The sequence below is a fragment of the Clostridium beijerinckii genome, from assembly GCF_018223745.1.
GTDB lineage: Bacteria > Bacillota > Clostridia > Clostridiales > Clostridiaceae > Clostridium > Clostridium beijerinckii.
Genome location: NZ_CP073653.1, coordinates 481,288 through 508,025 on the forward strand (window position 1 = coordinate 481,288; position 26,738 = coordinate 508,025).

At 30.7% G+C, this 26,738-nt stretch carries 23 protein-coding genes, 7 tRNA genes and 1 riboswitch; of the genes, 28 read left to right on the forward strand and 2 right to left on the reverse strand.

Annotation, left to right across the window (positions count from 1 at the left end; translation table 11 throughout):
• Positions 1-26: 26 nt before the first annotated feature.
• From atpG to mreB, 9 genes are all read left to right on the forward strand, one after another.
• A complete protein-coding gene (atpG, locus tag KEC93_RS02360; protein WP_011967766.1) occupies positions 27-878 on the forward strand; it encodes an ATP synthase F1 subunit gamma in 852 nt (283 codons plus the stop codon).
• A 14-nt stretch (positions 879-892) separates the two neighbouring features.
• The gene (gene atpD / locus KEC93_RS02365) at positions 893-2,284 is read left to right on the forward strand and encodes a F0F1 ATP synthase subunit beta (protein WP_011967767.1); all 1,392 of its coding nucleotides are present in this window, start codon (positions 893-895) and stop codon (positions 2,282-2,284) included.
• A gap of 15 nt (positions 2,285-2,299) precedes the next feature.
• Positions 2,300-2,707, forward strand: a complete 408-nt coding sequence (atpC, locus tag KEC93_RS02370) for an ATP synthase F1 subunit epsilon (protein WP_011967768.1) — start codon at positions 2,300-2,302, stop codon at positions 2,705-2,707.
• 214 nt (positions 2,708-2,921) lie between these two features.
• On the forward strand, positions 2,922-3,572 hold the full coding sequence (locus KEC93_RS02375) for a hypothetical protein (RefSeq protein WP_011967769.1): 651 nt from the start codon (positions 2,922-2,924) through the stop codon (positions 3,570-3,572).
• Between the two features lie 161 nt (positions 3,573-3,733).
• On the forward strand, positions 3,734-4,996 hold the full coding sequence (gene murA / locus KEC93_RS02380; protein WP_077868715.1) for a UDP-N-acetylglucosamine 1-carboxyvinyltransferase: 1,263 nt from the start codon (positions 3,734-3,736) through the stop codon (positions 4,994-4,996).
• A gap of 566 nt (positions 4,997-5,562) precedes the next feature.
• Positions 5,563-6,621: a stage II sporulation protein D gene (gene spoIID / locus KEC93_RS02385; protein WP_011967771.1), complete on the forward strand. Its 1,059-nt coding sequence runs from the start codon at positions 5,563-5,565 to the stop codon at positions 6,619-6,621.
• Between the two features lie 440 nt (positions 6,622-7,061).
• Entirely contained in the window at positions 7,062-7,799 is a 738-nt protein-coding gene (locus tag KEC93_RS02390; protein WP_023974854.1) for a M23 family metallopeptidase, read from the forward strand.
• Positions 7,800-7,906: 107 nt separating this feature from the next.
• A complete protein-coding gene (gene spoIIID, locus KEC93_RS02395) occupies positions 7,907-8,161 on the forward strand; it encodes a sporulation transcriptional regulator SpoIIID (RefSeq protein ID WP_011967773.1) in 255 nt (84 codons plus the stop codon).
• Between the two features lie 79 nt (positions 8,162-8,240).
• A complete protein-coding gene (gene mreB, locus KEC93_RS02400; protein WP_011967774.1) occupies positions 8,241-9,275 on the forward strand; it encodes a rod shape-determining protein in 1,035 nt (344 codons plus the stop codon).
• Positions 9,276-9,342: 67 nt separating this feature from the next.
• On the opposite strand, the gene yyaC is transcribed toward mreB, so the two are convergent.
• Positions 9,343-9,879, reverse strand: coding sequence for a spore protease YyaC (gene yyaC / locus KEC93_RS02405; RefSeq protein WP_023974855.1), 537 nt, complete (start codon positions 9,877-9,879; stop codon positions 9,343-9,345).
• Positions 9,880-9,979: 100 nt separating this feature from the next.
• Between yyaC and KEC93_RS02410 the strand changes: the two genes are divergently transcribed.
• From KEC93_RS02410 to prfB, 15 genes are all read left to right on the forward strand, one after another.
• A complete protein-coding gene (locus KEC93_RS02410) occupies positions 9,980-10,384 on the forward strand; it encodes a hypothetical protein (protein WP_011967776.1) in 405 nt (134 codons plus the stop codon).
• Between the two features lie 159 nt (positions 10,385-10,543).
• A tRNA-Tyr gene (locus tag KEC93_RS02415) sits at positions 10,544-10,628 on the forward strand.
• Positions 10,629-10,637: 9 nt separating this feature from the next.
• Positions 10,638-10,713 (forward strand) — tRNA-Val (locus KEC93_RS02420).
• Between the two features lie 26 nt (positions 10,714-10,739).
• Positions 10,740-10,814 (forward strand) — tRNA-Thr (locus tag KEC93_RS02425).
• Positions 10,815-10,826: 12 nt separating this feature from the next.
• Positions 10,827-10,911: transfer RNA gene (locus KEC93_RS02430), tRNA-Tyr, on the forward strand.
• Between the two features lie 9 nt (positions 10,912-10,920).
• Positions 10,921-10,996: transfer RNA gene (locus KEC93_RS02435), tRNA-Val, on the forward strand.
• Between the two features lie 30 nt (positions 10,997-11,026).
• Positions 11,027-11,101: transfer RNA gene (locus KEC93_RS02440), tRNA-Thr, on the forward strand.
• 12 nt (positions 11,102-11,113) lie between these two features.
• Positions 11,114-11,198, forward strand: a tRNA-Tyr gene (locus KEC93_RS02445).
• A 117-nt stretch (positions 11,199-11,315) separates the two neighbouring features.
• Positions 11,316-11,413, forward strand: a riboswitch (SAM riboswitch).
• Between the two features lie 236 nt (positions 11,414-11,649).
• Positions 11,650-12,825, forward strand: coding sequence for a methionine adenosyltransferase (metK, locus tag KEC93_RS02450; protein ID WP_011967777.1), 1,176 nt, complete (start codon positions 11,650-11,652; stop codon positions 12,823-12,825).
• A gap of 453 nt (positions 12,826-13,278) precedes the next feature.
• Entirely contained in the window at positions 13,279-15,507 is a 2,229-nt protein-coding gene (recD2, locus tag KEC93_RS02455) for an SF1B family DNA helicase RecD2 (protein WP_039768516.1), read from the forward strand.
• A gap of 18 nt (positions 15,508-15,525) precedes the next feature.
• Positions 15,526-16,542, forward strand: coding sequence for a hypothetical protein (locus tag KEC93_RS02460; protein ID WP_023974857.1), 1,017 nt, complete (start codon positions 15,526-15,528; stop codon positions 16,540-16,542).
• Positions 16,515-17,171 carry a ComF family protein gene (locus KEC93_RS02465; protein ID WP_011967780.1) on the forward strand — a complete coding sequence of 219 codons (657 nt, stop codon included), beginning with the start codon at positions 16,515-16,517 and terminating at the stop codon, positions 17,169-17,171. Before KEC93_RS02460 ends, KEC93_RS02465 begins: the two co-directional genes overlap by 28 nt.
• Before the next feature lie 415 nt (positions 17,172-17,586).
• Entirely contained in the window at positions 17,587-18,120 is a 534-nt protein-coding gene (hpf, locus tag KEC93_RS02470) for a ribosome hibernation-promoting factor, HPF/YfiA family (protein ID WP_011967781.1), read from the forward strand.
• A 344-nt stretch (positions 18,121-18,464) separates the two neighbouring features.
• Complete coding sequence (secA, locus tag KEC93_RS02475) at positions 18,465-21,023, forward strand: preprotein translocase subunit SecA (RefSeq protein ID WP_023974858.1); 2,559 nt, start codon at positions 18,465-18,467, stop codon at positions 21,021-21,023.
• A gap of 170 nt (positions 21,024-21,193) precedes the next feature.
• Positions 21,194-22,292 (forward strand): peptide chain release factor 2 gene (prfB, locus tag KEC93_RS02480; protein WP_373866474.1). Its coding sequence is split into 2 segments (ribosomal slippage): positions 21,194-21,265 and positions 21,267-22,292, totalling 1,098 coding nucleotides; the frame shifts between segments, so codons are not numbered across the junction.
• Between the two features lie 134 nt (positions 22,293-22,426).
• Here the strand turns inward: prfB and KEC93_RS02485 are convergent.
• Positions 22,427-22,759, reverse strand: a complete 333-nt coding sequence (locus tag KEC93_RS02485) for a hypothetical protein (protein WP_017213034.1) — start codon at positions 22,757-22,759, stop codon at positions 22,427-22,429.
• Positions 22,760-22,953: 194 nt separating this feature from the next.
• Here KEC93_RS02485 and KEC93_RS02490 point away from each other — a divergent pair, with 194 nt between their 5' ends.
• The 4 genes from KEC93_RS02490 to KEC93_RS02505 all read left to right on the forward strand — a co-directional run bounded on the left by KEC93_RS02490 (position 22,954) and on the right by KEC93_RS02505 (position 26,601).
• Positions 22,954-23,649, forward strand: a complete 696-nt coding sequence (locus KEC93_RS02490) for a response regulator transcription factor (RefSeq protein WP_077868716.1) — start codon at positions 22,954-22,956, stop codon at positions 23,647-23,649.
• On the forward strand, positions 23,639-25,138 hold the full coding sequence (locus KEC93_RS02495; protein WP_023974860.1) for a sensor histidine kinase: 1,500 nt from the start codon (positions 23,639-23,641) through the stop codon (positions 25,136-25,138). The genes KEC93_RS02490 and KEC93_RS02495 overlap by 11 nt, the downstream gene beginning before the upstream one ends.
• Before the next feature lie 198 nt (positions 25,139-25,336).
• Positions 25,337-26,248 carry a site-2 protease family protein gene (locus KEC93_RS02500; RefSeq protein WP_077868717.1) on the forward strand — a complete coding sequence of 304 codons (912 nt, stop codon included), beginning with the start codon at positions 25,337-25,339 and terminating at the stop codon, positions 26,246-26,248.
• Positions 26,249-26,265: 17 nt separating this feature from the next.
• Positions 26,266-26,601 (forward strand): hypothetical protein, encoded by a 336-nt coding sequence (locus KEC93_RS02505; protein WP_039768503.1) that lies wholly within the window; start codon positions 26,266-26,268, stop codon positions 26,599-26,601.
• Positions 26,602-26,738 lie beyond the last annotated feature (137 nt).

Below are 26,738 nucleotides of genomic sequence, written 5' to 3' on the forward strand. Positions count from 1 at the left end.
TATGCCCTTCTTAGGAGGTGGAGATAATGGGCGCAGCTGGACTTCTTGAAATTAAAAAGAGAATTAAATCAGTTGAAAATACAAGAAAAATCACTAATGCAATGGGACTTGTTGCCACTTCTAAGTTAAGAAAAACTAAAAATGAGTTAGCAGTAAACAATAAGTTTATTGATATAACTGAACCTGTCGTAAGAAATCTTGCAACTACAGCTGGTGAAGAAGGAAGCAATGTTTATTTTGAAGGGAATGATAGTCAAAATAAACTATATGTAGTAATAACATCAGATTCAGGATTGTGCGGTGGGTTTAACAGTAGTGTAGTATCTCAATTAGTAAGTCAAATTAAAGATAAAAAGGATACTGCAAAGATTGTTTTAGTTGGAAGCAAAGGTCTTGGTTATTTAAAGAGAATTAAGATAGAACCAGTAGGAGAATATGTTGGTATTGAAGATGTGCCAACAGTAAGCGAAGCAAAAGAAATATTTGATAAAGCTCTTGAAATGTATTTAAATGGTGATGTATCAGAGGTTAATATTGTATACTCTGACTTTATATCATCAGTTAAACAAGAAACAAAGTCAGTTAAGATTTTGCCTATAAGTAAATCTGAAGGCACAACAGGATCATTTCTTATTGAGCCGGATTTAGATATAGTATTAGAAGATGCTCTTAATATTTATCTAAAAGGAAAAATCAGAAGCATTTTATTAAGTTCGAAATGTAGTGAACAAAGTACAAGAATGACAGCTATGGACGGAGCAACAAAGAATGCAGATGATCTATTAGACAAATTAAAGCTTAAATTTAATAGAATTAGGCAAGGTGCGATTACGCAAGAAATATCTGAAATTGTTGGAGGAGCAGCAGCTCAAAATTAGTAAGGAGGTATCTTATGCCTGGAAAGATGGGAAAAGTAGTTCAAGTAATTGGACCGGTAATAGATATAAAGTTTGATTCAGATTCTCTCCCAGATTTATATAATGCCATTGTTATTAAGGCGGGAGATTATGAATTAGTAGCAGAAGTTGAACAACACGTTGGAGATGATATAGTTAGAACAATAGCTATGTCAGCTACAGAAGGATTAAAGAGGGGAATGGATGCTGTTGACACAGGAGCACCTATTTCTGTTCCAGTAGGAGAAGAAGTATTAGGAAGATTATTTAATGTTTTAGGAAAGCCTATTGATAAGTGCGGGGATATTGAAGTAAAACAAGAATATCCGATTCATAGACCAGCACCAAGCTTTAAAGATCAATCAGTTGAGCCTGAAATGTTTGAAACAGGAATCAAGGTAGTAGACTTACTTGCACCATATCAAAGAGGTGGTAAGATAGGTCTATTTGGAGGAGCTGGAGTTGGTAAAACAGTTTTAATCCAAGAATTAATAAACAACATAGCTAAACAACATGGTGGTTTATCAGTATTTACTGGAGTTGGTGAAAGATCAAGAGAAGGTAATGACTTATATCATGAAATGAGAGAGTCAGGAGTTATTGATAAGACGGCATTAGTATTTGGACAAATGAATGAGCCACCGGGTGCCAGAATGAGAGTTGCATTAACAGGTCTTACTATGGCAGAGTATTTTAGAGATAAAGGTCAAGATGTGTTACTATTCATAGATAACATATTCAGATATACTCAAGCAGGTTCAGAGGTTTCAGCATTACTTGGAAGAACACCTTCAGCGGTTGGATATCAGCCAACACTTGCAACTGAAATGGGTGCACTTCAGGAAAGAATTACATCAACAGTTAATGGTTCTATTACGTCAGTTCAAGCTGTATATGTTCCAGCCGATGACTTAACAGACCCAGCTCCAGCAACAACATTTGCACATTTAGATGCAACAACAGTTTTATCTAGAGGTATTGCGGAACTTGGTATATATCCAGCTGTTGATCCATTAGAATCAACTTCAAGAATCCTTGATCCAAGAATTGTTGGAGAAGAGCACTATAAAGTAGCAGCTGATGTTAAACACGTTCTTGAAAAATATAAGCAATTACAAGATATTATCGCTATCTTAGGTGTTGACGAATTAGGAGATGAAGATAAGGCTGTCGTGGCTAGAGCAAGAAGAATTCAAAGATTCTTATCTCAACCATTTACAGTTGGTGAACAATTTACAGGATTAAAAGGTAAGTATGTTCCAGTAAAAGAAACAGTAAGAGGATTTAAAGAAATTCTTGAAGGTAAATACGATGAATTGCCAGAATCAGCTTTCTTATTTGCAGGAACTATAGATGATGTTATAGAAAAAGCAAAAAAATTAGGATAAAGGGGATGAGCAATTATGGCTAATACCTTTTTACTAAAAATTATAACACCTGGTCGTGAAGTGTATAATGATCAAGTAGAAAAAGTAACTTTAAAAAGTGCAGATGGAGAATTTCAAGTACTTGCAAATCATCAAAGTCTAATATCTACTACTATACCTTGCATCGCGAAATTCAAAGATGCTAAGGGAAATGATGAAGAGTTATTTATTTCTAAGTCACTTGTTCAGATTAATAATAACGAAATGGTTATAAGTAGTGATGCTGCTGAGTTTGAAGAAGATATTGATGAAGAAAGAGCAGAACGAGCTTTTAGAAGAGCAGAAGATAGATTAAAAAACTCCGAAAACTACAATAGAGGAAGAGCAGAGGCAGCATTCTTTAGGGCAAAGCAAAGATTAGCTCTAAAAAAATCTAATAGATAATGTTACTATAAATTAAAGTGTACCATCTTTTATATAGGAAATATCCGTATAAAGATGCTACACTTTATTTTTTATTATTTTTTATTCTAGATATTGACAATCTATCACAAAATTTTAAGAAATTTATATTATATATTATATAGCTGGATAGAAAAGAGAATAAAAGTTAAAGGAGATGGCCATAATTAAGAAGATAAATTAAGGGGGTCTTAATATGAATATAAAAATGAGTATAGTAATTTTTATATTATTATCTTTTTTTAATATAGGTGCTATTTCCAGCGATATAGTCAGCGCTCAAAATTCATTCAATACTTTAGAAATGAAAGTGAAAGATATAAGTGAGTTTCAAGAAAATGGTGTAAAACTTCAGTATAGGACGAAAAATAATATCGCAAATGAAGCTTATAGAATAAAAGAAAATTTACCTAGAAATATGGCTCTTTCTTATAAAGATGGTGGAAATGATGAGTTTGAAGCGTTTAATAGTGATTTTAATATTGATATAAAAATATGGCGTGAAGATGTATATAGTTATGTTGAAATTATATTAACAAACAAGAATCCTAAATATGGGACAAAGTATTTGAAAAACATACTTAAGAATATTGAAAATTCAAAATTAGAAAATATGCAATATTTTCTTTACTATGAAGGTAAAGAAAAAGGATTAGATAGTGATTATTTTACAAATGGATTAGTCAGTGAATATAACATAAGGAAGGCACAACTTATGAAAATCAGTAATGGATACTCAGGAACAGGTTATTTGAACGATGGAGAAAAAATTAATTTTGCATTAGTTGATTATGATACTGGTTCACATATAATAATTGGTACGCCAATAATATTTACAACATATTAAGACATATTGAAAAAGCTTTTCAATATAACCTTTATTTTGCTTTGGGTAGAGTATAGATTTGCTTATTAGCAAAGCCTTATTGGATTTATCTAAAGTAGAGTATATGTAATATTTTGGACAGTTATTTTTCATATGCTTAACAATTCATTATGGAGGATAATATGGAGAAAATAGTGGTTAAAGGTGTAAAAGAACTGAGAGGGGAAGTTAATATAAGTTGTGCAAAAAATTCAATTTTACCAATAATTGCAGCAACTATATTGTGCCCAGAGCCTATAATTATTGATAATGCACCTAGGTTAGAAGATGTTGAGGTTATTTGTAAGTTATTAAGCGAACTAAACTGTGACGTTAATATTTCAAACGTAAACGATAGATTAACAATAAATACGAAAAATATAGTAGAAATGGATGCTAATGAAGAGCTTATGAGGAAAATGAGAGCATCATTTTTAATTATGGGACCTATGCTTGCTAGATTTGGATATTGTAAATTATCATTACCAGGCGGATGTAACATAGGAAGTAGACCAATTGATTTGCATCTTAAAGGATTTAAATTACTTGGAGCAGAGGTTGTAATAGGTCATGGGTTTGTAGAGGTGAGAGCAAAGAAAATAGTGGGCAACAGAATTTACCTTGATTTTCCATCTGTTGGCGCTACTGAAAATATTATGATGGCATCTGTCTTTGCTGAAGGAACAACTATAATAGAGAATGCAGCAGAAGAACCAGAGATCTGGGATTTAGCGCAATTCTTAAATAAGATGGGGGCTAAAATAGAAGGAGCAGGATTTGGAAAGATAACTATAACTGGTGTTAAAAATCTAAAAGGAATTAGTTATACACCTATATATGATAGAATAGAAGCAGGGACATTTATGATAGCAGCAGCTATTACAAATAGTAAAATAAAGATAAATGGAGTGAATGAAGAGCATTTAAGACCTGTAATAGAAAAGTTAAGAGAATGTGGAATAGGTTTTACCAATTACAAAGATCATTCCATTGTAGTAGATGGACGGGGAAGTAAGAGGCCATTGGATATCAAAACACTTCCTTATCCAGGATTTCCAACCGATATGCAAGCTCAAATGATGAGTTTATTATCTATTGTTGAAGGTGTTAGTGTTATTACAGAAACAGTTTTCGAAAATAGATTTATGCATGTTGCTGAATTGCAAAGGATGGGAGCCAACATCAAGATTGATGGAAGAACTGCTATAATTGAAGGCAAGCCAAGACTCACAGGCTGCGAAGTTAAAGCAACTGATTTAAGGGCTGGGGCAGCAATGATACTAAGTGGATTAGTAGCAGATGGTGAAACAGTGGTAAATGATGTTTATCATATTGATAGAGGATATGTAAGAATTGAAGAAAAGTTTAGGAATTTAGGAGCAGAAATATATAGAATAAATATGTAGATTAAGATATGAATTGTGTGTATGCATAATTAGGGTTCATAGTTATGAACAAGGTATACAAATTTTTCATGTAAGTTTTATAAAGGAATTTACATGAAATTTAGTTACCTATCCCTAATTATGCTTTTTTATTCTTTGGGAATTTATATTTTAGTAAAATCTGTGGACGAGGTACTCCTTGAGGGGATAAATTAAAAAAGGTTGATTAAATAGTTTGGGTATTTTAAAAAGAATAAAAAAGAAATCTTATTCGCCTGACTTTTCTCACATGCGTTCGAAAAGCTAGATGCGTGAAAAAAATCTACACATATGAAAAGAGTGCGAAGCACAATACGGAACTTAAATGAAAAGAGTGCGAAGCACAATACGGAGCTTAACCACAGTCGCTTGGGATTTTTTTATCTCTAATAGCTTATATTTAAGTTAAATCTATGCGTAAGTTATAGGAGAGACTAATTAAGAAAGTTATGGTTTATCTAAATTTGGGTAGCTTAAAGTTAACATAATTAACATAATTATTAGGCTAAGACAATATACTTTAGAGTGCAGGCTTTAGGAGGTAGAGTATGAAGATAATTAATGCTAGGACTACAAGTATAAAGATTAGCAATAATGTGAAAATAATTGCAGCTATGACTTTGATCATTTTTACTATATTAATAGCATTACCAATAGCTTTCTTAGAAAATGGTAAAGGGAAAATTGATTCGTTTAACTTGAGTGACAAAGATATAATGAAGAGTTCAAAAATAACATTTCCGTCTAATGGTAAAGTTAAGCTATATCATAGGTCAGAAGATAGAGTTGAGGAAATAGATTTGGAAGAGTATGTAATGGGAGTAGTTGCGAGTGAAGTACCAGCTAATTTTGAGGAAGAAGCTTTGAAAGCTCAAGCTGTTGCAGCAAGAACATTTTATATGAGTAAAAGAAATAACCCTAATAAAGAAGAAAAAGAGAAAGGAGCTGAAATTTGTGATACAACCCACTGCCAAGTATATATGAGTAAGGATGAGAGAATCTCTAAATGGAGTAAAAGTGAAGCTGAAAGTAATTGGGAGAAGATACAAAAGGCAGTTCTAGATACAAAAGGGCAAGTTCTTACTTATGACGGTTCAGTGTTGGAATATCCTCAATTTTTTGCAACCAGCTCTGGAAAAACAGAAGATGCAAAAGATGTATTTTCTATGGATGTACCATATTTAAAATCAGAAGACAGTAAGGGTGAAGAAATTGCACCTAAATATAAGACGAGCACACAAATTCCTATAAACGATTTTATAAATAAAATTAATTCTAAATATAAAGGTGTTAATGCTAATAAAAGTAATTTGTCATCACTAATTAAGATATTAAGTTTTACAGAAGCTGGAAGTGTAAAAGAAATAAAAATAGGCAATGAGATTGTTAAAGGAACTGAATTTAGGACATTGTTCAATTTGAATTCGACCAATTTCACATTAGACTTTCAACAAGATTCTGTAGAAGTTAACTGCAAGGGTTATGGCCACGGTGTAGGGATGAGCCAATGGGGGGCTAATGCGATGGCAAAGAGTGGATCGAAGTATGATGAAATTCTTAAACATTACTATAGCGGAGTCGAAATCCAAGAAATAAATTACAACTAAGGAGAGAGTATTTACGTTAACTTAGACATAGGGTTGGCATAACTTCATATGAATAATTGAATAAATTTAAAGAGGATACTTGTTTATTTTTTTATAGCAAGTATCCTTTTCTATTTTTGACTATAAATTAGCATGGGGTATATCCTCCAATTAATTGAATTTTTGTATATGTATGTTTAAAAAAAGTGGAGATGGACATAATTTAGAACATCACTACTTAAAACAGAAATTATAAAGTAGAACTTCTTAAATTAGGGCCTAAATCCCTGATGGATATATCTATTGTTTAATAATTAAATTATATGTACTTTTTAACACTAGATATACACTTATAACAATAATTTTAAAATACCTTTAAATGTAAATAATACATGATAAAAAAGCAAATTTATGTATTATTTTTCATAAAAAGGGAACTATAACAATTGGAGGTGTTCATATTGGACAAAAATTTAAAAGAAAAACTTAAAAACTTATTTAGGAAGGAGGGATTTTATATCGCCTTATTCCTATGTCTCTGTATTGTAGTAACTGTTGGAACTATCTCTTATAAAATGCTCAACAGCAAAAACCAAGTTAATAAAACAGAAGACGTAAATAAAGATCTAACAATGAATTCTGGAAATGAAGGAAATTCTAATAATTCAGTTCAAAATGCTGAAAGAGTAGAGAATGCTCAAAATAATAGTAATAAAGACAATGCAGATAAAACAAAAATAGAAAAGGCTGCATCAGTATCTACAAATAATACGGTAACATTTGTAAATCCTATAGATGGAGTAGAAAGTAGAAAATATACTTATCCTGCGCCAGTTAAGATGGAAGAAGGAGTTTTCAGAACTATTAGAGGTATTAATCTACAATCAACAGTAGGATCAGAAGTAAAGGCAGCAGCAGATGGTGTTGTGGAAGTTGCAGAAAATACTGGTGTTGAAGAAGGGGTTGTAGTAGAAATTAAACATGCTAATGGCCTAAAGACAAGATACGGAAATCTTGATGCAAACTTATCAGTAAAAAAAGGAGATAAGGTTAAAGCAAATCAAGTTATTGCAAAAGTAGGAGATAGCGCAAAGGTATTTAGTAAAGATGTATTTGGTGAATTTTTAAATTTACAAGTAATTAATGCTAATGGAGAACAAGTTAATCCAGAAAAATATTTTAATTTAAAATCTAAATAAGATTTTATGAAAATATATATTAGTCATTTGTTTTTTTCATTAAAATAAATGACTAATAAATCAAAAAATAAATGATAATAAAATGATAAAATCAAGGAAGTGGTATTTTGAAAGACTATATTGAAGAAAGAGTTTTAGATGTTGCAAGATATATCATAGATTCAAAAGCTACAATAAGAAAAACAGCTAAGGTTTTTGGTGTTAGCAAGAGCACAATTCATAAAGATATGACAGAGAGATTGTTAAAAATTAACCCAGAAATTGCTCAAGAAACTCATTCTATTTTAGAATTAAATAAAGCTGAACGACATATTAGAGGTGGAAAAGCTACACAAATGAAGTATAAAATTATTGAATCTTAGTAGGATTAAGTCTATAATATATTATTAGTAGAATTATGTAAATATAGGTATTAATATGTATTATAGGAGTGAATAAAAAATGTGCTTTTGGAGAACGGGGATAGACCTCGCAATTGACTTAGGAACGGCAACTGTACTAGTTTACGTAAAAGGTAAAGGGGTAATATTAAAAGAACCTTCTGTTGTAGCCATAAATAAAAATAATAATAAATTGTTGGCTATAGGGGAAGAAGCAAGAAAAATGATAGGAAGAACCCCAGGAAATATTGTTGCAGTAAGGCCATTAAGAGATGGAGTGATTTCTGATTACGATATAACACAAAAAATGCTAAAGGAATTTATAAAAAAAGCGTGCGGGAAAAGAAGTATAAGTGCACCTAAAGTAATTGTTTGTGTACCATCTCAAGCTACAGAAGTAGAAAAGAGAGCTGTTATTGATGCAGCTATGAATTCAGGAGCAAAAACGGTCCATTTAATTGAGGAGCCGCTAGCAGCAGCCATTGGAGCAGGATTAGATATTACTAAGCCGAATGGATGTATGGTAGTGGATATTGGCGGAGGTACTTGTGATATCGCTGTTATCTCATTAGGTGGAGTGGTAGAAAGAGAGTCAATAAAAGTAGCGGGAGACAAGTTCGATGAAGCCATAATAAAATATGTACGTAATGAATATAAATTAATGATAGGTGAGAAAACAGCTGAAGATTTAAAAATAAATATTGGATCAGCATTTAAAAACTCTAGAAATCTAACTTGTATGATGAAAGGTAGAAACCTCATTACAGGATTACCAGATGAAATAGAAATTACAACAGAAGAAATACGAAATGCAATAAAGGAACCTGTGGAAATAATAGTTGATACTGTAAAAAAGGTATTAGAAAGAACACCGCCTGAATTAGCCTCGGATATAATAGAAAGAGGAATATTAATGACTGGTGGGGGGGCTTTAATACATGGGTTAGATAAACTTATAGAGTTTAAGACTGGCGTAGTAGCAACTATAGCCGAGAACTCAGTTGAATGTGTTGCGAACGGTACAGGCAAAGTGCTTAATTATATAGATAAATTAGATAGTCAAGTTAATTCTCAGCAAATAGTTCTTATAGAATAGCTTTATAAATAGCAGTCATTAGTAATTTCACTATTGACTGCTATTTATTTAGTTAAATATAAAATACCTAAATTTTAGGATATTTCCAGTGACTTAAACTATAGGCATCAATAAATATTTTGGATATAATTTTAGCCATATCCATAATGAATGAGAGTCTTATGCTTCGCGAAAAAAAGAATTCAGCATTATCACTAGAGTCCACAATGCCTATAACTGATGCAATTCCTACCTCGGGAAGTTCTTTTCCGACTCCTTTACCAGGATGTATTGCATAGTCCCTTATACGAATTTCACCAATATCATCTTCGTCACCTAAGCAGGCATCAACACCAATTATTGATGCATTAGGGTGATTACTATATATTTCATTTAAGCGTTCATCTATGTTCAAAGCATGAATTGGAGAAGATAAAGTTCCATAAACAGGTAAAGGAAAAAAGTTTTCTGTGAGTATAGATCCAACTAGAGGACCTAAACAATCCCCAATACATTTGTCAGTACCAATACAAACTATTATGGTGTCTTTTGATATAAATTTTTTAACTTCTAAAGCTAAATTATAATAAAATTTAGGATCAAGTTTAATATCTGGCTTGCTCAAGGGACATATACCTCCTTTATAAAATATATATATGAGTAATTAACAGAAGATAGTATAAAAAAATGTTTTTTGGAAATTAATAGTAAATAAGGAGGTGCATATGAAAAAAGTTTTAATGTATTTGGTTTTAGTTCCTACAATAATAATAAACATGTATTTTCTGTTATATTGGCAACCGCAAGATGAAAATTCTGCAAAAGAAGTTGTTGTACAAGAAACTGTTTCGTATTCGAAGCCATTATATAAAATAAATAAAGAAAAAGCGTTAAGTCAATTATCTACAGATAATAAAAAGGAACTTGAAAAAATAATAAAAAAATTATCTGCATTTGATATAGGTAAAATAAAAGAATATTATGAAGATACGAATGATAATGAAAGCCTAATAGAAATATTTAAAATCTTAAAAAGGAGATTAACAACAGAAGATTATAAGAAAATTCAAGAAATATCATCTTCTTTTTTAGATATACAAGAGATTAACAAAAGAATAAAAAATAATTAGGATTAACATATTAAATGAGAGCATATTGTAGAAATAGAGAGTAATATGAATTTAAATTATTTATATGGGTGTATATTGGAGTTGAAATAAAATCGCTTTACCGATATACTAATCATTGTTGACCGGCAAATGAGGCAACAAGGTATAAAAAATAAATATGGAGGAATTCCCGAGTGGCCAAAGGGGGCAGACTGTAAATCTGTTACGTTTCGTTTCGATGGTTCGAATCCATCTTCCTCCACCAATTTATAATGGGCGCATAGCTCAGCTGGGAGAGCACCTGCCTTACAAGCAGGGGGTCACAGGTTCGAGCCCTGTTGTGCCCACCATTATAAATTACTAATCTAATATATATGCTGGCATGGCTCAACGGTAGAGCAGCTGACTTGTAATCAGCAGGTTGTAGGTTCGATTCCTATTGCCAGCTCCAATAAAATAATATGGAGGAATTCCCGAGTGGCCAAAGGGGGCAGACTGTAAATCTGTTACGTTTCGTTTCGATGGTTCGAATCCATCTTCCTCCACCAATTTATAATGGGCGCATAGCTCAGCTGGGAGAGCACCTGCCTTACAAGCAGGGGGTCACAGGTTCGAGCCCTGTTGTGCCCACCATTATAAAATTACTAAATCTAATAATTATATGCTGGCATGGCTCAACGGTAGAGCAGCTGACTTGTAATCAGCAGGTTGTAGGTTCGATTCCTATTGCCAGCTCCAATAAAATAATATGGAGGAATTCCCGAGTGGCCAAAGGGGGCAGACTGTAAATCTGTTACGTTTCGTTTCGATGGTTCGAATCCATCTTCCTCCACCAAAAAGAATAAACTTAAGTTTATTCTTTTTTATTTTTTATCTTATATAAAAATTGATTGATAATATTGACTAATTATACAGCATATGATAAAATACTTTTGAAAATTGAATTATGTTACTCTTATCAAGAGAGGTGGAGGGAAAGGGCCCTGTGAAACCCGGCAACCTGTATTATATAAGGTGCCAATTCCTGTAGAGTTTTCTACAAGATAAGAAAATGATTGCTAAATTGCGCTCTTCTTATCGAAGAGCTTTTTTATTTTTTTAAGTTTGCGCATGCTTAAATTATAAAAGAAACAATTAATAAAATAGTTTGACTATTATTTATTGTATTTAAATAAGGTAAAGTTTTTATAAACGATTATTATTCTATAAAGCTATGTATAGTTTTTAATAAAATAATTTTATTCGTGAAGATAATTATAATATTTAAATCTAAGGAGAGAAAAGATATGAGAAGATTATTTACTTCAGAATCAGTTACAGAAGGACATCCTGATAAAATGTGTGACCAAATTTCAGATGCTATACTAGACGCTATTCTATCTAAAGATCCAATGGCTAGAGTTGCTTGTGAAACTTGCACAACAACAGGTATGGTTATGGTAATGGGAGAGATAACAACAAATTGTTATGTTGACATTCCTAAGGTAGTTAGAGAAACAGTAAGAGAAATTGGATATGATAGAGCAAAATTTGGATTTGACTGTGATACATGTTCAGTTCTTACATCGATAGATGAACAATCTGCAGATATAGCTATGGGAGTAGATGAAGCATTTGAGTCAAAAAAAGGTGAAAAAGATGAAGTTGAAGCAGTTGGTGCTGGAGACCAAGGAATGATGTTCGGTTTTGCAACTAATGAAACTGAAGATTTTATGCCGCTTCCAGTATATATGGCTCATAAATTATCAAGAAGACTTACAGAGGTAAGAAAGAATGGTACATTAAGTTACTTAAGACCAGATGGTAAAACTCAAGTAACAGTTGAATATGAAGATAATGTGCCAAAGAGAATTGATACTATAGTTATATCAACACAACATGATGAGAAGGTTACTTTAGAGCAAATTCAGGAAGACCTTAAGAAGTTTGTTATAGAGGCTGTTGTACCAGCAGAATTATTGGACAGTGAGACAAGATATTTCATAAATCCAACTGGAAGATTCGTTGTTGGAGGACCTCAAGGGGATTCGGGATTAACAGGTAGAAAGATAATAGTTGATACTTATGGTGGATATGGCAGACATGGCGGCGGAGCTTTCTCAGGTAAAGATCCAACTAAAGTTGATAGATCAGCTGCATATGCTGCAAGATGGGTTGCTAAGAATTTAGTTGCAGCTGGTGCTGCAGATAAGCTAGAAATTCAATTAGCATATGCAATTGGTGTTGCAAAGCCAGTTTCAATTGAAGTTGAAACATTTGGAACAGGAAAAGTAGATGAAGATAAGATTGTTGAAGTAGTAGAGAAGGTATTTGATTTAAGACCAGGAGCTATAATCAGAGATCTTGACTTAAGAAGACCTATCTATAAGCAAACTGCTGCATATGGACATTTTGGAAGAAATGATCTTAACTTACCATGGGAACAACTAAATAAAGTAGATGAAATAAGAAAAAATCTATAGCATAATTCTTAAGTGAATTTTTATTATCAATATATATAATAGAAGTTTTTGTAGAATGGTAAAAAGTCGTCTTAAATCTAGACGGCTTTTTATTATGGAGAAATTTATAATTATATATTTGAATAGTATATATATAGAAATTTAATAGATTGAGTGCTCAACTAAGATTAAAATTTATAACTTTAATTGCAAAACAGATAAGCATTTAAAAGCACTTAAAATCTGAGCACTTTAGAATTTATTAAATATTTATAGTTTTATTTTGTATACTCCATTTAAAAGTTATTTTATGTAGGGAAGAATAAGAAAAGATTATGAGTTATAAGTGATTAGTTTTAAATTGGTATAAATATTTATGATATAATTATAAGAAAAAATCAAAGTTAAATTTGACGCTAAATTTTAATTTTAGAAAGTTTAAGGTAAATATATAAAGATTTGGAGAGATTCTATATGGAAGTTCTAAATGGATTTGTTGAGAATATTGTTTTTAAAAGTGAAGATACTGGTTATGTAGTTTGTAGAATTAGAAACGAAAAGACATTAATTAGTGCTGTAGGAACAGTTCCTTTCTTGAGAGAAGGACAAAATGTAAAGTTAACAGGATACTGGACAGTACACAAACAATTTGGTAATCAATTTAATATTCAGGATTATGAAGAACTTCTTCCAAATTCATTAGATGGCATAGAAAAATATTTAAGTGCAGGAATAATACATGGAATTGGACCAGTCACGGCTAAGAAAATAATAGAGAGATTTGGTGAAGAAACTCTAGACATAATGGAAAACCATATTGAGAGGCTTATGGAGATAGAGGGTATAGGGGAAAAGAAATTTCAAATAATATATGAATCCTATATAGAGCAACAAGGTTTAAAAGATATAATCTTATATTTTCATAAACATGGAGTCACTAATAATCAGTGTGTAAAAATATATAAGAAATTTGGTCCAAATGCGAGGCAGATAGTATCTGATAATCCATATATATTATGCGATGAAATATCAGGAATTGGGTTTAAAACAGCTGACAGAATTGCTATGAGCATTGGCATTGAAAAGAATTCAGAGTTTAGAATTCAAAGTGGCATTAAATATGTTATGAATCAATTTTGCTCTGCAGGAAACACATTTATGCCTAAAAATAATATAATAGAAGAATGCGAAAATAATTTGTTAATATCTAAGGAATTAATTGAAAAAAATATATATGACATGGCTGCGCAACAAAAAATTATTGTTGAAAACATAAACGGTACTGAAGTCGGATTTTTGCTTCAATATTATTATTGCGAGCTAGGTGTTACTAGTAAAATAATAACTTTAGGTTTGCAGCAAATTCAGACTATAAACTCGGATGTTGATTTCGAAATTAACGTTTTTGAAAAGGAACAAAATATAAAATTTGCAGAATCACAAAGAGAAGCAATTATTGGCGCATTTAATAATGGTATAGAAATAATTACCGGTGGGCCAGGAACAGGGAAGACTACAATTATAAAGGCAATAATACATATATATGAGAATAATGGAATGAAAGTAATACTTGGGGCACCAACAGGAAGAGCTGCAAAGAGGATGACTGAATCAACAGGGAGAGAAGCTAAAACAATACATAGACTATTAGAAATGGGAATTTCTGAGGATGATGAATCAGTATTTGAAAAAGGAGAATCATCGCCTCTAGATTGTGATGTAATAATAATTGATGAGGCGTCTATGATTGACATTATCTTAATGCAGAATCTACTAAAAGCAATTAATTTAGGAACTAGGTTGATAATTGTGGGAGATGTTGATCAATTACCTTCTGTTGGACCAGGAAATGTGCTAAAAGATCTTATAGAAAGCGATTATATAAAGGTGGTAAGATTAAAAGAGATATTTAGGCAAGGATCAGAAAGTTTAATTGTAGTAAATGCTCATAGAATAAATGAGGGACAGATGCCTTTGCTAAATCAAAAAGATAGAGATTTTTTCTTTATTAGCGAAGATAATCAAGAAAGAATTGCAAATACTATAATGGATCTAATAAATAGAAGACTCCCTAAGTTTAATAAGTCTTGGAATAAACTGAAGGATATGCAGGTTTTAACTCCTATGAGAAAAGGTGTGCTTGGAGTCACAAATTTAAATACGAAGCTTCAAGAAATGTTTAATGCATCATCAAAAGATAAAAAGGAAAAGACTTCTCGAGATATAATTTTCAGAGAAGGTGATAAGGTAATGCAAACAAAAAACAATTATACATTAAAGTGGATTAGGGTTAGTGGTTATGGCGAAAATGAAGGAGTGGGAGTTTTTAATGGTGATCTGGGATTCATAGAAAGCATCGATGAAGAAAGAAAAACACTTACAATCATATTTGATGAAGAAAGAAAAGTTATATATGATTTTAATTTTTTAGATGAGTTGGATTTGGCTTATGCTACTACAATACATAAAAGCCAAGGAAGTGAATTTAAGGTTGTAATAATTCCGGTATTTATGGGATCGCCATTTCTTATGAATCGTAATTTGCTTTATACAGGTATTACGAGGGCAAAACAATTAGTAGTAGTTGTTGGGTTTCAAAAAGCATTAATGTATATGATTAATAATACAAATAGTATAGAAAGATACTCATCTTTGAGATATAGAATAAGAGAGATAATAACCAAAGATGAATTCGAAGAATAAGGGAAAGGAGATAGGTGTATGAGGAATTTATGTAAAGTAACTTTAGAAGATTTAAAGTATGCATTTGATAAGATAGATTATTGGTATAAGAAAAATATCAAATTTTTAACAGTAATAACAGTTCCATTTAATACATCGTGTGTTTTTTCAAAGATAATAAGTAAAGTTTCACAAAATAATGGGAGGGTCTTATATGTATGGGGAAAAGAAGGTGAAAACAAAGAATTAGTAAATATAACAAGAGAAATGTATTCTGATATAACTCATTCGTATATTGTAAAAGAAATTTCAAATGCTAAACTTACTTTTACGCACTACAATAACTTAATGAAGATTAAGCAGAACTATGATTTGGTTATTTTTGATGATATAACATACTTCTCCAATCTAAGTAATGTAAATATAAGAGAGATGTTAGAAATGTGTTCAAATATAGGAGAAAGAGTTTTGCTATATAGCATAGAAAAGACGACTTTAGTAGGCGAAAAGTTCGAACTTGCAGCATATAATTATAAAAAACCGTTTGTGGAGCCTAGGGTATTAACTACACGAATAGATTTGAATTCAGATATTCCATTTTCTCTATATGACTATCTTAAATGGTTCAGGGAAAATAGCCATAAGGTGGCTATTTATGTACCCAATAAAGAGAAGCTTGACATAGTATATGATTATTTTTGTAATAAACTAAAACTTTCAAATGTAAAAGTAATAAAAGTTTCAGGAAATGATGATATAAAAAAGAGTGAAAAAGTATCAAAATACAAGGATAAGGCAATATTTATAATAACTAATAAAATAGAGGAGTTACTTGAATATTGCTATATGGATGATGCAGTAGTACTTTTTGCTGATAATGAAAGATATACTTATAAAAAGCTTTTGTATATATGTGGACAAATAAGAAATGTAAATCTAAAATTACCAGAGGTTCTTTTGGTATCAAACGATATATCAGAAGATATTGAGAAGGCAAAGAATATGGCAAGAGATTTCAATAAAAAGGTATGGGAAAAGCGTTTAATAGAATTATAAAAAGTATATTAGAAGGATTAATTGAAGTAATATATCCAAGAGAAAATTATTGCATTATATGTAAAGAAGATAACTGCTTTGGTATATGCGAGCATTGTATGAAAAGTATAAAAACAATAGCAGATTCGTATCAAGATGAAATAATAAGTTATGGGTATTATGGAGGAGTATTAAAAGATTTAATACTTAAATTTAAATATAAAAGCAATTTTACAGCAGGAGATATATTAGCAGAATTTTTAGAAGAATATATTATAAGAAACTTGAAATATCAGGAGTATGTAATAACCTATATACCACTATCAAAAAAATCTAAAAAGATTAGGGGATTTAATCAGTGTGAGTATATAGCAAAGAAAATAGCTAATGATTTATCAATTGAAGCTCTAGAAGTTTTGATAAAGGATAAAGAAACCAAAGAACAGAAAAAATTAAAGAAGGATGAAAGATATGAAAATATAAAAGATGCTTTCAAAATAAAAAAGGGATTAGAAATTGGAAAATATAATATTATACTGGTAGATGATGTAACAACTACAGGTGCAACTCTTAAAGAAGCTTATAAATTATTAAGAAAATATCAAGTAAAAGACATAAAACTCTTGACCTTAGCTAAAAGTCATATATAATATTAATGTAAAGCTAGGTTTGTGGTTGAAAGTCGAAGCTAGTCGCAGGCAAAACGATCCACGTAATTTAGACAAAATGTCTAAGGAGCATGGTGCGGTATAGAAGTAAGTCCTGCCAGATTGTATTCTGAGAGGGTTAGTAGTGAGGGATTAAATTCTATTAGCAAAAGCTCCAGCAGGCGAGTGTGGGGTCAAAAACCAGGTCAACTAGCTTTACCTCTATTTATTTTAAAATTATCATTAATAGGAAATGTGAGGAATCTAATCTAAAGTTTGCGATTAGATTTATTTTTTGTCTTTAGTTTTCAGAATTTACTGATAATTCTCTTGTTAAGTTAATAAAAAAGTGATAAAATATTAATAACTTAAAGATATTAAGTTTAAAAACTTTTTCATATGAGAGGGGCTGGAATTTATGAAAGTCACAGTTATAGCAAAAAATATGGAACTAACAGATGCGCTAAAAGAAATAGTGCAAAAAAAGATAAGCAAATTGGAAAAGTATTTTGAAGTGAATGTAGAAGCTAAGGCTACACTAAGTGTTCAAAAAAATAGACATAAAATAGAAGTTATGATTCCTTTTAATGGAGTAGTATTAAGAGGCGAAGAATCAACTTCTGATATGTATAAATCTCTTGACTTAGTGGAAGATAAATTAGAAAGACAAATTAGAAAACAAAAAACTAGATTATCTAGAAAACATAGTGGGTCATTGAGATTTGGAGAAATAAATAATATAGATATTAAGCCATCAGAAGAGGACGATGGTAAATTGGTTAAGGTAAAGAAATTTGGGGTAAAACCAATGAATTCTGAAGAGGCAATTCTTCAAATGGATTTATTAGGACATAATTTCTTTGTATATCAAGATGCAGATAGTAGTAAAGTAAATGTAATTTATAAGAGAAAAGATGGGGATTATGGTTTGTTAGAACCAGAATTCATATAACATATAAGAGATTTTAATAATGGCTGTCCAATGTGCTTATTTAATTTGCATCATTGGACAGTTATTTTTCATATCAAATGATTGAACAGATAATGACAATATTTTTACATAAAATTTTCAATTAATATTAATAATTTGTGATTAAAATATTAAAAAAAAGTTAAAATTGGGTGCTTTATATAGGATTTAATACAAAAATCATGAGTTTTATTGAAAATAAGATAAGTAAAATGTTATAATTATAAAATACGTGATTTATAAAATAAATTACAGATTATGAATTATGGATAGTTAAAATATATTGGAAATTAACGTGAAATATATAATTTCGAAAGGATGACATTATGGGACTATTAAATGCCGTATTTGGAACATATAGTGAAAGAGAAGTTAAAAGGCTCAAACCTACTATACAAAAAATAAATGATCTAGATGAAGAGCTGCAAAAGCTTTCTGATGAGGAGTTAAAGGCAAAAACTCCAGCATTTAAAGAAAGATTAGCAAATGGTGAAACATTAGATGATATTTTACCAGAAGCATTCGCAGTTGTAAGAGAAGCTTCAAAAAGAGTTTTAGGAATGAAGCACTATGATGAACAACTTATGGGTGGTATGATACTTCATCAAGGTAGAATATCAGAAATGAAAACAGGTGAAGGTAAAACTCTAGTTGCTACTTTACCAGCGTACTTAAATGGGTTAAGTGGAAATGGTGTTCACATAGTAACAGTTAACGACTATCTTGCAAAAAGAGATGCTGAGCAGATGGGTGAGTTATATGGTTTCTTAGGATTAACTACAGGTGTTATTGTACATGAATTAAATAATGATCAAAGAAGAGAATCATATGCGTCAGATATCACTTATGGAACTAATAATGAATTTGGATTTGACTACTTAAGAGATAACATGGTTATTTACAAAGAGGAAAGAGTTCAAAGACCATTAAATTTTGCTGTAGTCGATGAAGTTGACTCAATATTAATAGATGAAGCTAGAACTCCGCTTATAATTTCAGGTCAAGGTGAAAAATCTACTGAATTTTATAAAGTTGCAGACTATTTTGCAAAGAAGTTAGTTGCAGAGAAAGATTTTACTAGAGATGAAAAAGCAAATGCAGTAATGTTAACTGATGAAGGTGTTAGAAAAGCAGAAGTAACATTTAAAGTAGCCAATTATGCAGATGCTGAAAATATTGAATTACAACACTATGTAACTCAAGCGTTAAAAGCAAACTTTGCTATGAGAAGAGACAAAGATTACATGGTTAAAGATGGCGAAGTAATAATTGTTGATGAATTTACAGGAAGACTTATGGAGGGAAGAAGGTATTCAGATGGTCTTCATCAAGCGATAGAAGCTAAAGAAGGAGTTAAAATCGCTAGAGAATCAAAAACTTTGGCTACTATAACATTCCAAAACTATTTTAGAATGTATAAAAAGCTATCAGGTATGACTGGTACTGCATTAACAGAAGAAAATGAATTTAGAGAAATTTACGGGTTAGATGTTATTGTCATACCAACACATAGACCAATAGCAAGAAAAGATAATCCAGACTTAGTATTTAGCACAGAGCTTGGAAAAATAAAGGCAGTTGCTTCAGAGGTTGAAAAAGCTCATGCTAAAGGGCAACCAGTGTTAGTTGGTACAGTAAGTATTGAAAAGTCTGAACTTGTATCAAGTATGCTTAAGAAAAAAGGAGTACCACATCAAGTATTAAATGCTAAATTCCATGAACAAGAAGCTGAAATAATAAGTCATGCTGGTGAAAAGGGTATGGTTACCATAGCTACTAATATGGCAGGTAGAGGTACTGATATCAAGCTTGGCGAAGGTGTAGTTGAACTTGGTGGTCTTAAAATAATAGGTACTGAAAGACATGAATCAAGAAGAATAGATAACCAGTTAAGAGGACGTTCAGGAAGACAAGGAGATCCAGGTGAATCAACATTCTTTATTTCCTTAGAAGATGATCTAATGAGAATATTCGGATCAGAAAAAATTCAAGGTGTTGTTGAAAAATTAGGACTTCAAGAAGAAGAAGCAATTGAAAGCAAAATGGTTTCAAAAGCTATTGAGAATGCTCAAAAGAAGGTTGAAGGTAATAACTTCGATATTAGAAAACAATTATTGGGTTATGACGATGTAATGAATATCCAAAGAGAAGTTATCTACAAACAAAGATCAGAAGTTCTTGAAGGCGAAGATGTAAAAGAAGAAATATTATCAATGACAAAGGATATTATTGCTGATGCTGTTAATACTTATGTTACAGGTGAATCAGAAGATTATAGAGAAGAATTCTTGCATCTAATGGTTGCTTTACAAGATATATGTATAGCGCCAGGTACAGTTAATTTACCTAGTCTTGAAAATCTGTCAAATGAGGAAATAATCGAAAGCTTATTTGAATCAGCACGTAAGTTCTATGAACAAAAGGAAGAAGAGTTTGGTGCAGAAAGATTAAGAGAAGTTGAAAGAGTTGTTCTTTTAAGAGCTGTTGATACTAAATGGATGAATCATATAGATAATATGGATCATTTAAAACAAGGTATAGGGCTTCAATCATTCAAACAAATTGATCCAGTTCAAGCGTACCAAATGGAAGGTAGCGAAATGTTTAATGATATGATTAAAGCAATCAAAGAAGAAACAGTTAGACTATTATTCCATGTTAGAATAGAAGTTGCACCAGAAAGAGTAAGGGTTGCTCAAGAAACTGCAGCAATTCATGAGGAATCTTCAAGTGCTGCTGCTCCAGGGCCAGGACAAAATCAACCAGGTGGACCTAGTGCAGGGCCAGTAGCTCCAGTTAGAAATCTAGATAAGCATGGAAGAAATGAATTGTGCCCTTGTGGTAGCGGTAAGAAATTTAAAAATTGTTGTGGAAGAGAAGCATAAACAAGTTTGAAACTTTGTAATAAGCTCTAAAGAGTTTGAAAAATGATAAATATGATATAATAAATTCCGTAGAGGTTTGAAGAATTGTTATTTAGAATTAAATACAGTTTTAAGAAGGCTTCTGCGGAATTCTTATTAATACTGGATTTTTTGAAAGAGGTGAATAATAGATGATAATTGAACTTGAAAAGGAATTGGTTAAACTTCCAGGTATAAAAAAATCTATAGAAGAAATGGGGGCTTCACTTTGACCGAGATAGGTTAGAAAAGGAGCTCAATGAGTTAGAATATCAAATGCAAGAAGCAGGTTTCTGGGATGATATAAAAAGGGCAGAAGAAGTTACAAAAAAGAGTAAATTGATAAAAGATAAAATTGAAAATTTCGATAAGCTGAAGTCTCAGATTGAAGATATAGAAGTACTAAAAGAAATCATGGAAGATGATGATGAAGAATCTGCTAATGAAATAATACAAACTTTAAGAGATATACAAGAACAGATTGATGACTATAATATGAAAGTACTACTATGCGGAGAATATGATAAAAACAATGCCATTTTGACGCTTCATGTTGGTGTTGGAGGTACTGATGCTAACGATTGGACAGAAATGCTTTTAAGAATGTATACAAGATGGTGTGAAAAACAAGGCTATAGTATTGAAACTCTAGATTTGCTTCCTGGAGATGAAGCTGGAATTAAAAGCGTTACTTTAAAAGTTACTGGGGAATATGCATATGGTTACTTAAAAGCGGAGAAAGGTATTCACAGGCTGGTTAGAATATCCCCATATAACGCCAATGGTAAAAGACAAACATCATTTGCATCTATGGAAGTTCTTCCGGAACTTACAAAGGAACAAGATATAGAGATAAGATCTGATGATTTAAAGATAGATACTTATAGATCAGGAGGAGCCGGAGGCCAGCATGTTAATAAAACGGACTCAGCAGTTAGGATAACTCATATTCCAACTGGAATAGTTGTACAGTGCCAAAATGAAAGAAGTCAATTTTCTAACAGGGATACAGCTATGGAAATGTTGAAGTCTAAACTAGTCGAGCTGAAAGAAAGAGCACATAAAGAAAAAATTGAGGATTTAACCGGAGAATTAAAAGATATGGGATGGGGAAGTCAAATAAGATCATACGTATTTCATCCATACAGTATGGTCAAAGATCATAGAACTAATGTCGAAACATCAAATGTTACATCAGTAATGGATGGTGAGATCGATATGTTTATAAATGCATATCTAAAGCAACAATAAAAGAATATATATTCTCTTAATGAAAAAGGCTTCTATCAAATGATTTTATGATAGAAGTCTTTTTGTTAAGAGAAATTCTAAAAGTAAAGTTTATATAAAATAAATAGTAAAAATAAACTGGCATATCTGTATAGCTAAGCAGCTTTATAGAATATATCGATTAAAGAATAGACGGCAATAAGAATTATGCACACATATAGGGAAATATTAAGTCCAGGTTTTAGTATAGACATGATTCCCCCAACTACCAATGCTGTCATTATTACTACACTAACAAATTTAAAAAAGCCTGATTTGTTTGTTAGAAGAGTTGTAACAGACGAAAACATAATCAAAATTAATACTAGAAAGTAAAATATATTTTTTAAGTTAACTGAGTAACTCATTATTTGAAATTCGTTTAAAGCAAGTATTGAGAGTAAAAATAATAATGAGAAAGAGCAAATTCTACTAATATTTTTAACCATAAACCCATCACCTCTGGTAATTATTTACATAATAATTATACCGTTAGATCTTTATTCAATCAATAACAAATTTATATAAAATAAGTATTCTTATATGATTGGCATATAATATCAGAATTAATAATTGAAATTAATTCCTAAAATGGTATATAAATATGATAAAATATATTCATATTAGTGGAGGAGTTGAATTTATGAATATTCTAATAGTTGAGGATGAAAGGGATATTAGAAATCTTATTTCATTGCATATGAGAAAGGAAGACTATGAAGTTTATGAAGCTTCCGATGGACGAGAAGCTTTAAATATATTTGAAAATAAAAAAATAGATTTAATTTTATTAGATATAATGATGCCAAATGTTGATGGGATTTCAGTGATACAAAAGGTACGAGCCATCTCTACTATTCCTATAATCTGTATTACAGCGATGGGGAATGATTCTGATAAAGTTTTGGCTTTAGGACTTGGAGCTGACGATTATTTAGTAAAGCCTATAAGTCCGATAGAGTTATCTGCAAGAGTGGCATCTAATCTCAGAAGATGCTACAAATATGCTGAGCATAAGGATGTAATTTATTCGACAGGAGAGTTAAAGCTATTTACTGAGACTTTTGAAGTTTATAAGGGGAACAGAAAGATTGATCTAAATCCAAAGGAATTCAAGATTTTAAAGTTATTAATTTCAAATTTAGGGAAAGTATTTACTAAGAAACAAATATATGAAGAAGTATGGGAGGAAGCTTATTTCGGAGACTCTAATAATATAATGGTTCATTTAAGTCATATTAGAGAGAAAATAGAAGATGATCCTAAGAATCCAATCTACATAAAAACCATAAGAGGGATAGGTTATAAAATTGAGAGGGTTGCAATGCATGAAAGCTAAAAGAATAAAAAGGAGTGTTACAACAGAGTTATTTTTTATATATTTTTTGGGATATATAGCTATAAACATAATACTATTAATAGCGATTATTGGCTCAATTGTTGTTTATGGAACTTTATGCGGACCTAATACATATAATTCTTATTTTGGAGGGCTACAAAATAAGCTTGTAAAAGATTATACGAGTATAACTGATGGGGATTTGTCTGATATAGATGGTTTTATGGTAAAAATAAATAATGATAATAAAGTTCTTTACATGAGGGGACATGTTATCGAGGAATTTAAAAATATAAATTTGCAAAGCTATATGTATTTATTTGGATTAACAAAGGATAATGAAGAATCACTAAATGATGATATTAGAACAATGTTTGCATTATCAGATTTCAATAATTCAATAATTGAAACAAAAGATAATGTTAAATATTCACTATATAGCAAGTATCTAAAAGAAGAAGATTCTTTAGTGGTAGTTGGATTCCCGTATTCAGAGATTACAAAGCCGAATAGAATCACCAAAGTAATTCCTCATAATCTAATAATAAAAATAATGGGTGCGTTCAATGTTCTATTAATTCTCTCAATAGTGTATATTTTAGCTAAAGCAACTTCTAGCGCATTTATAAAACCAATAAAGACATTATTGGCTGGAGTAATAGAGATATCTCATGGCAATTATAATATACGTTTAGATATAGATAAAAAGAATGAATTTCTTGAATTAGCAAATGGATTTAATATGATGGCAGGAACTATACAAAATGAAAAAAGTCAAAATGAAAAATTACAGAAGATAAAAGAGGATTTAATATTAGATATATCGCATGATTTAAAAAACCCTCTTTCATCGATTTTAGGATATAGTGAGATTTTAATTAATAATAATGATTTAGATGAAAAGGAAAAGTTAGAATACTTAAACATAATAAATAAGAATTCACAAAGAGCAAATAAATTAATAACAGACCTGTTTGAATTTTCATTATATGATAATTCTGATTATAAAATGATTACAGTAAAAGCAGATATAGCTGAATTTGTTAGGCAAATAATAGCAAACTATATTCTAGAATTTGATCATAAAAAATTCGAATATGATTTTGAAATAATTGAAGAGCCCTATTATGTAATGATAAATGAAGAAAAGTTATCTAGAGCTATAAATAATGTTTTAGACAATAAAGTTAAATACAATCCTGTAGGAAGTAGAATAGGAGTAAAGACAGAAGTGAGAGAGAATTATTTCTACATTATATTATCAGATAACGGCGAATGTATTCCTCAAAAATACAGAGAAAATATATTTAACCCATTTGTTAGAGTTGATAAATCAAGAAACTCAAAAACTGGAGGAACAGGACTTGGATTATCTATCACAAAGAAAATATTAAATAAACATAATGGTGATATTAGAATTATAGATAGTGGAATAGGGACAACTTTTGAGATCATGTTGCCACTTGTTGTGTTTAAGAATAAAATCTAAATTTAAAGCTTGGATTAGCAATTTATTTTTTAGGTTAATTTAATATTGTTGTAAGCATCTTTTAATAAAATGCATTTATACTAAGTATAGTGGAGGAGGAGTTTGAGCAGGCATTATACATTATTCTTAGTATAGTTTATTAAAAGTAACTTTAGCTTAATGCTTTAATATCATGTATAAGAAAGAGAAGGAAAATTTATGGACAACGATAAAAATGAATTAGAAAATATTGATTCAAACATAGATTATGATAATTTGAAAGAAGAAACTGATACCATTAATACGGAAGAACACTTTGAGGAAAATGGTTTAGTTGCAAAATTAAAAGATAAAAAAGGAATTTTAGGAGTAGTAGGAGCTTTTCTATTAGTACTTTTGAAATTTAAAGCTATTTTATTTTTAGTGCTAGGAAAATTAAAATTCTTAATAATATTATTAAAGCTTGGTAAATTTGCATCTACCTTTATATCTATGATACTAATGATCGTCATATACGCTAAGATGTATGGAGTGGCATTTGGAGTTGGCTTTGTATTACTGCTTTTGATTCATGAAATGGGACATTATCTTACGGCTAAATTAATTAAATTGGATGTAAGCCTTCCAGTTTTCATTCCTTTTGTAGGTGCTTTTATTAGCATGAAAGAAGAACCTAAAGATGCAGCAACAGAAGCGAAAGTTGCTATAGGAGGGCCTGTGTTAGGAAGTATAGGTGCACTAATTTGTTTGTTGTTTTACTTTATATCTGGAGAAGACTTTTTGGCAGCACTAGCCTATGTAGGTTTTATGTTAAATCTATTTAATCTTATACCTGTTCATCCACTTGATGGTGGAAGAGTGGTTTCGGCTATATCACCAAAGTTATGGCTCATAGGAATACCAATTGGTATAATTGCTCTCTTCAAGGCTTTCAATCCAATTATTGTATTATTACTTATACTTGGAATTGCAAAAGTTATTGAACAATATAGAAATTCAGATAAATCGTATTATGAAGTAAAGACATCTATTAGGTGTATGTTTGCATTAAGTTATTTCGGATTAATGTTACTTTTGGGACTTGGAATAACATATATCCATGGGATTCATTCTTCTGTAATTATTCAATAAAAATTGGAGGGGTAAATATGTATTTTAATATACCAGGAACAAAAGATATTCTTATTAAAAACTTGACAGGTGAAGACTTAAAGGATATATATTTAAGCTTTGAGGGAATAGAAAAACATCCATTAAAAATATCGAATATAAGAAAGGATGGGCAAGTAGTTAAGACTTTAGTTTTAAGTTATTTGAATGGAGTAACAGAGCTTAAACTCTGCTATTATAACGATGGGCAAAAACAAGAAATCGTAGTATATAATGAATTGAGCAAAAAAGATTTAAGAAAATTAATTCTTGAGATTAGTAAGGAAAATGGGAAACTGAAAGTGAGGACAACTGTAGAAGAAAAATATATATAATTATTGCTTTCAATTAAAATAAGTTTATAATATTAATAGTGATATAGGATTATTGCCATTACTAAAAATAGTAATGGCAATAATGATTTATATGGTAAAATAGTATTGTTGTGGCAATGACTATTTAGGTAATTTAA

Bases quoted from the DNA above. Each gene is read 5' to 3' on its own strand.
- atpG (WP_011967766.1), top strand. From the start codon at position 27: ATGGGCGCAGCTGGACTTCTTGAAATTAAAAAGAGAATTAAATCAGTT.
- atpD (WP_011967767.1), top strand. From the start codon at position 893: ATGCCTGGAAAGATGGGAAAAGTAGTTCAAGTAATTGGACCGGTAATA.
- atpC (WP_011967768.1), top strand. From the start codon at position 2,300: ATGGCTAATACCTTTTTACTAAAAATTATAACACCTGGTCGTGAAGTG.
- KEC93_RS02375 (WP_011967769.1), top strand. From the start codon at position 2,922: ATGAATATAAAAATGAGTATAGTAATTTTTATATTATTATCTTTTTTT.
- murA (WP_077868715.1), top strand. From the start codon at position 3,734: ATGGAGAAAATAGTGGTTAAAGGTGTAAAAGAACTGAGAGGGGAAGTT.
- spoIID (WP_011967771.1), top strand. From the start codon at position 5,563: ATGAAGATAATTAATGCTAGGACTACAAGTATAAAGATTAGCAATAAT.
- mreB (WP_011967774.1), top strand. From the start codon at position 8,241: ATGTGCTTTTGGAGAACGGGGATAGACCTCGCAATTGACTTAGGAACG.
- KEC93_RS02410 (WP_011967776.1), top strand. From the start codon at position 9,980: ATGAAAAAAGTTTTAATGTATTTGGTTTTAGTTCCTACAATAATAATA.
- metK (WP_011967777.1), top strand. From the start codon at position 11,650: ATGAGAAGATTATTTACTTCAGAATCAGTTACAGAAGGACATCCTGAT.
- recD2 (WP_039768516.1), top strand. From the start codon at position 13,279: ATGGAAGTTCTAAATGGATTTGTTGAGAATATTGTTTTTAAAAGTGAA.
- KEC93_RS02460 (WP_023974857.1), top strand. From the start codon at position 15,526: ATGAGGAATTTATGTAAAGTAACTTTAGAAGATTTAAAGTATGCATTT.
- KEC93_RS02465 (WP_011967780.1), top strand. From the start codon at position 16,515: ATGGGAAAAGCGTTTAATAGAATTATAAAAAGTATATTAGAAGGATTA.
- hpf (WP_011967781.1), top strand. From the start codon at position 17,587: ATGAAAGTCACAGTTATAGCAAAAAATATGGAACTAACAGATGCGCTA.
- secA (WP_023974858.1), top strand. From the start codon at position 18,465: ATGGGACTATTAAATGCCGTATTTGGAACATATAGTGAAAGAGAAGTT.
- KEC93_RS02485 (WP_017213034.1), bottom strand. From the start codon at position 22,759: ATGGTTAAAAATATTAGTAGAATTTGCTCTTTCTCATTATTATTTTTA.
- KEC93_RS02490 (WP_077868716.1), top strand. From the start codon at position 22,954: ATGAATATTCTAATAGTTGAGGATGAAAGGGATATTAGAAATCTTATT.
- KEC93_RS02495 (WP_023974860.1), top strand. From the start codon at position 23,639: ATGAAAGCTAAAAGAATAAAAAGGAGTGTTACAACAGAGTTATTTTTT.
- KEC93_RS02500 (WP_077868717.1), top strand. From the start codon at position 25,337: ATGGACAACGATAAAAATGAATTAGAAAATATTGATTCAAACATAGAT.
- KEC93_RS02505 (WP_039768503.1), top strand. From the start codon at position 26,266: ATGTATTTTAATATACCAGGAACAAAAGATATTCTTATTAAAAACTTG.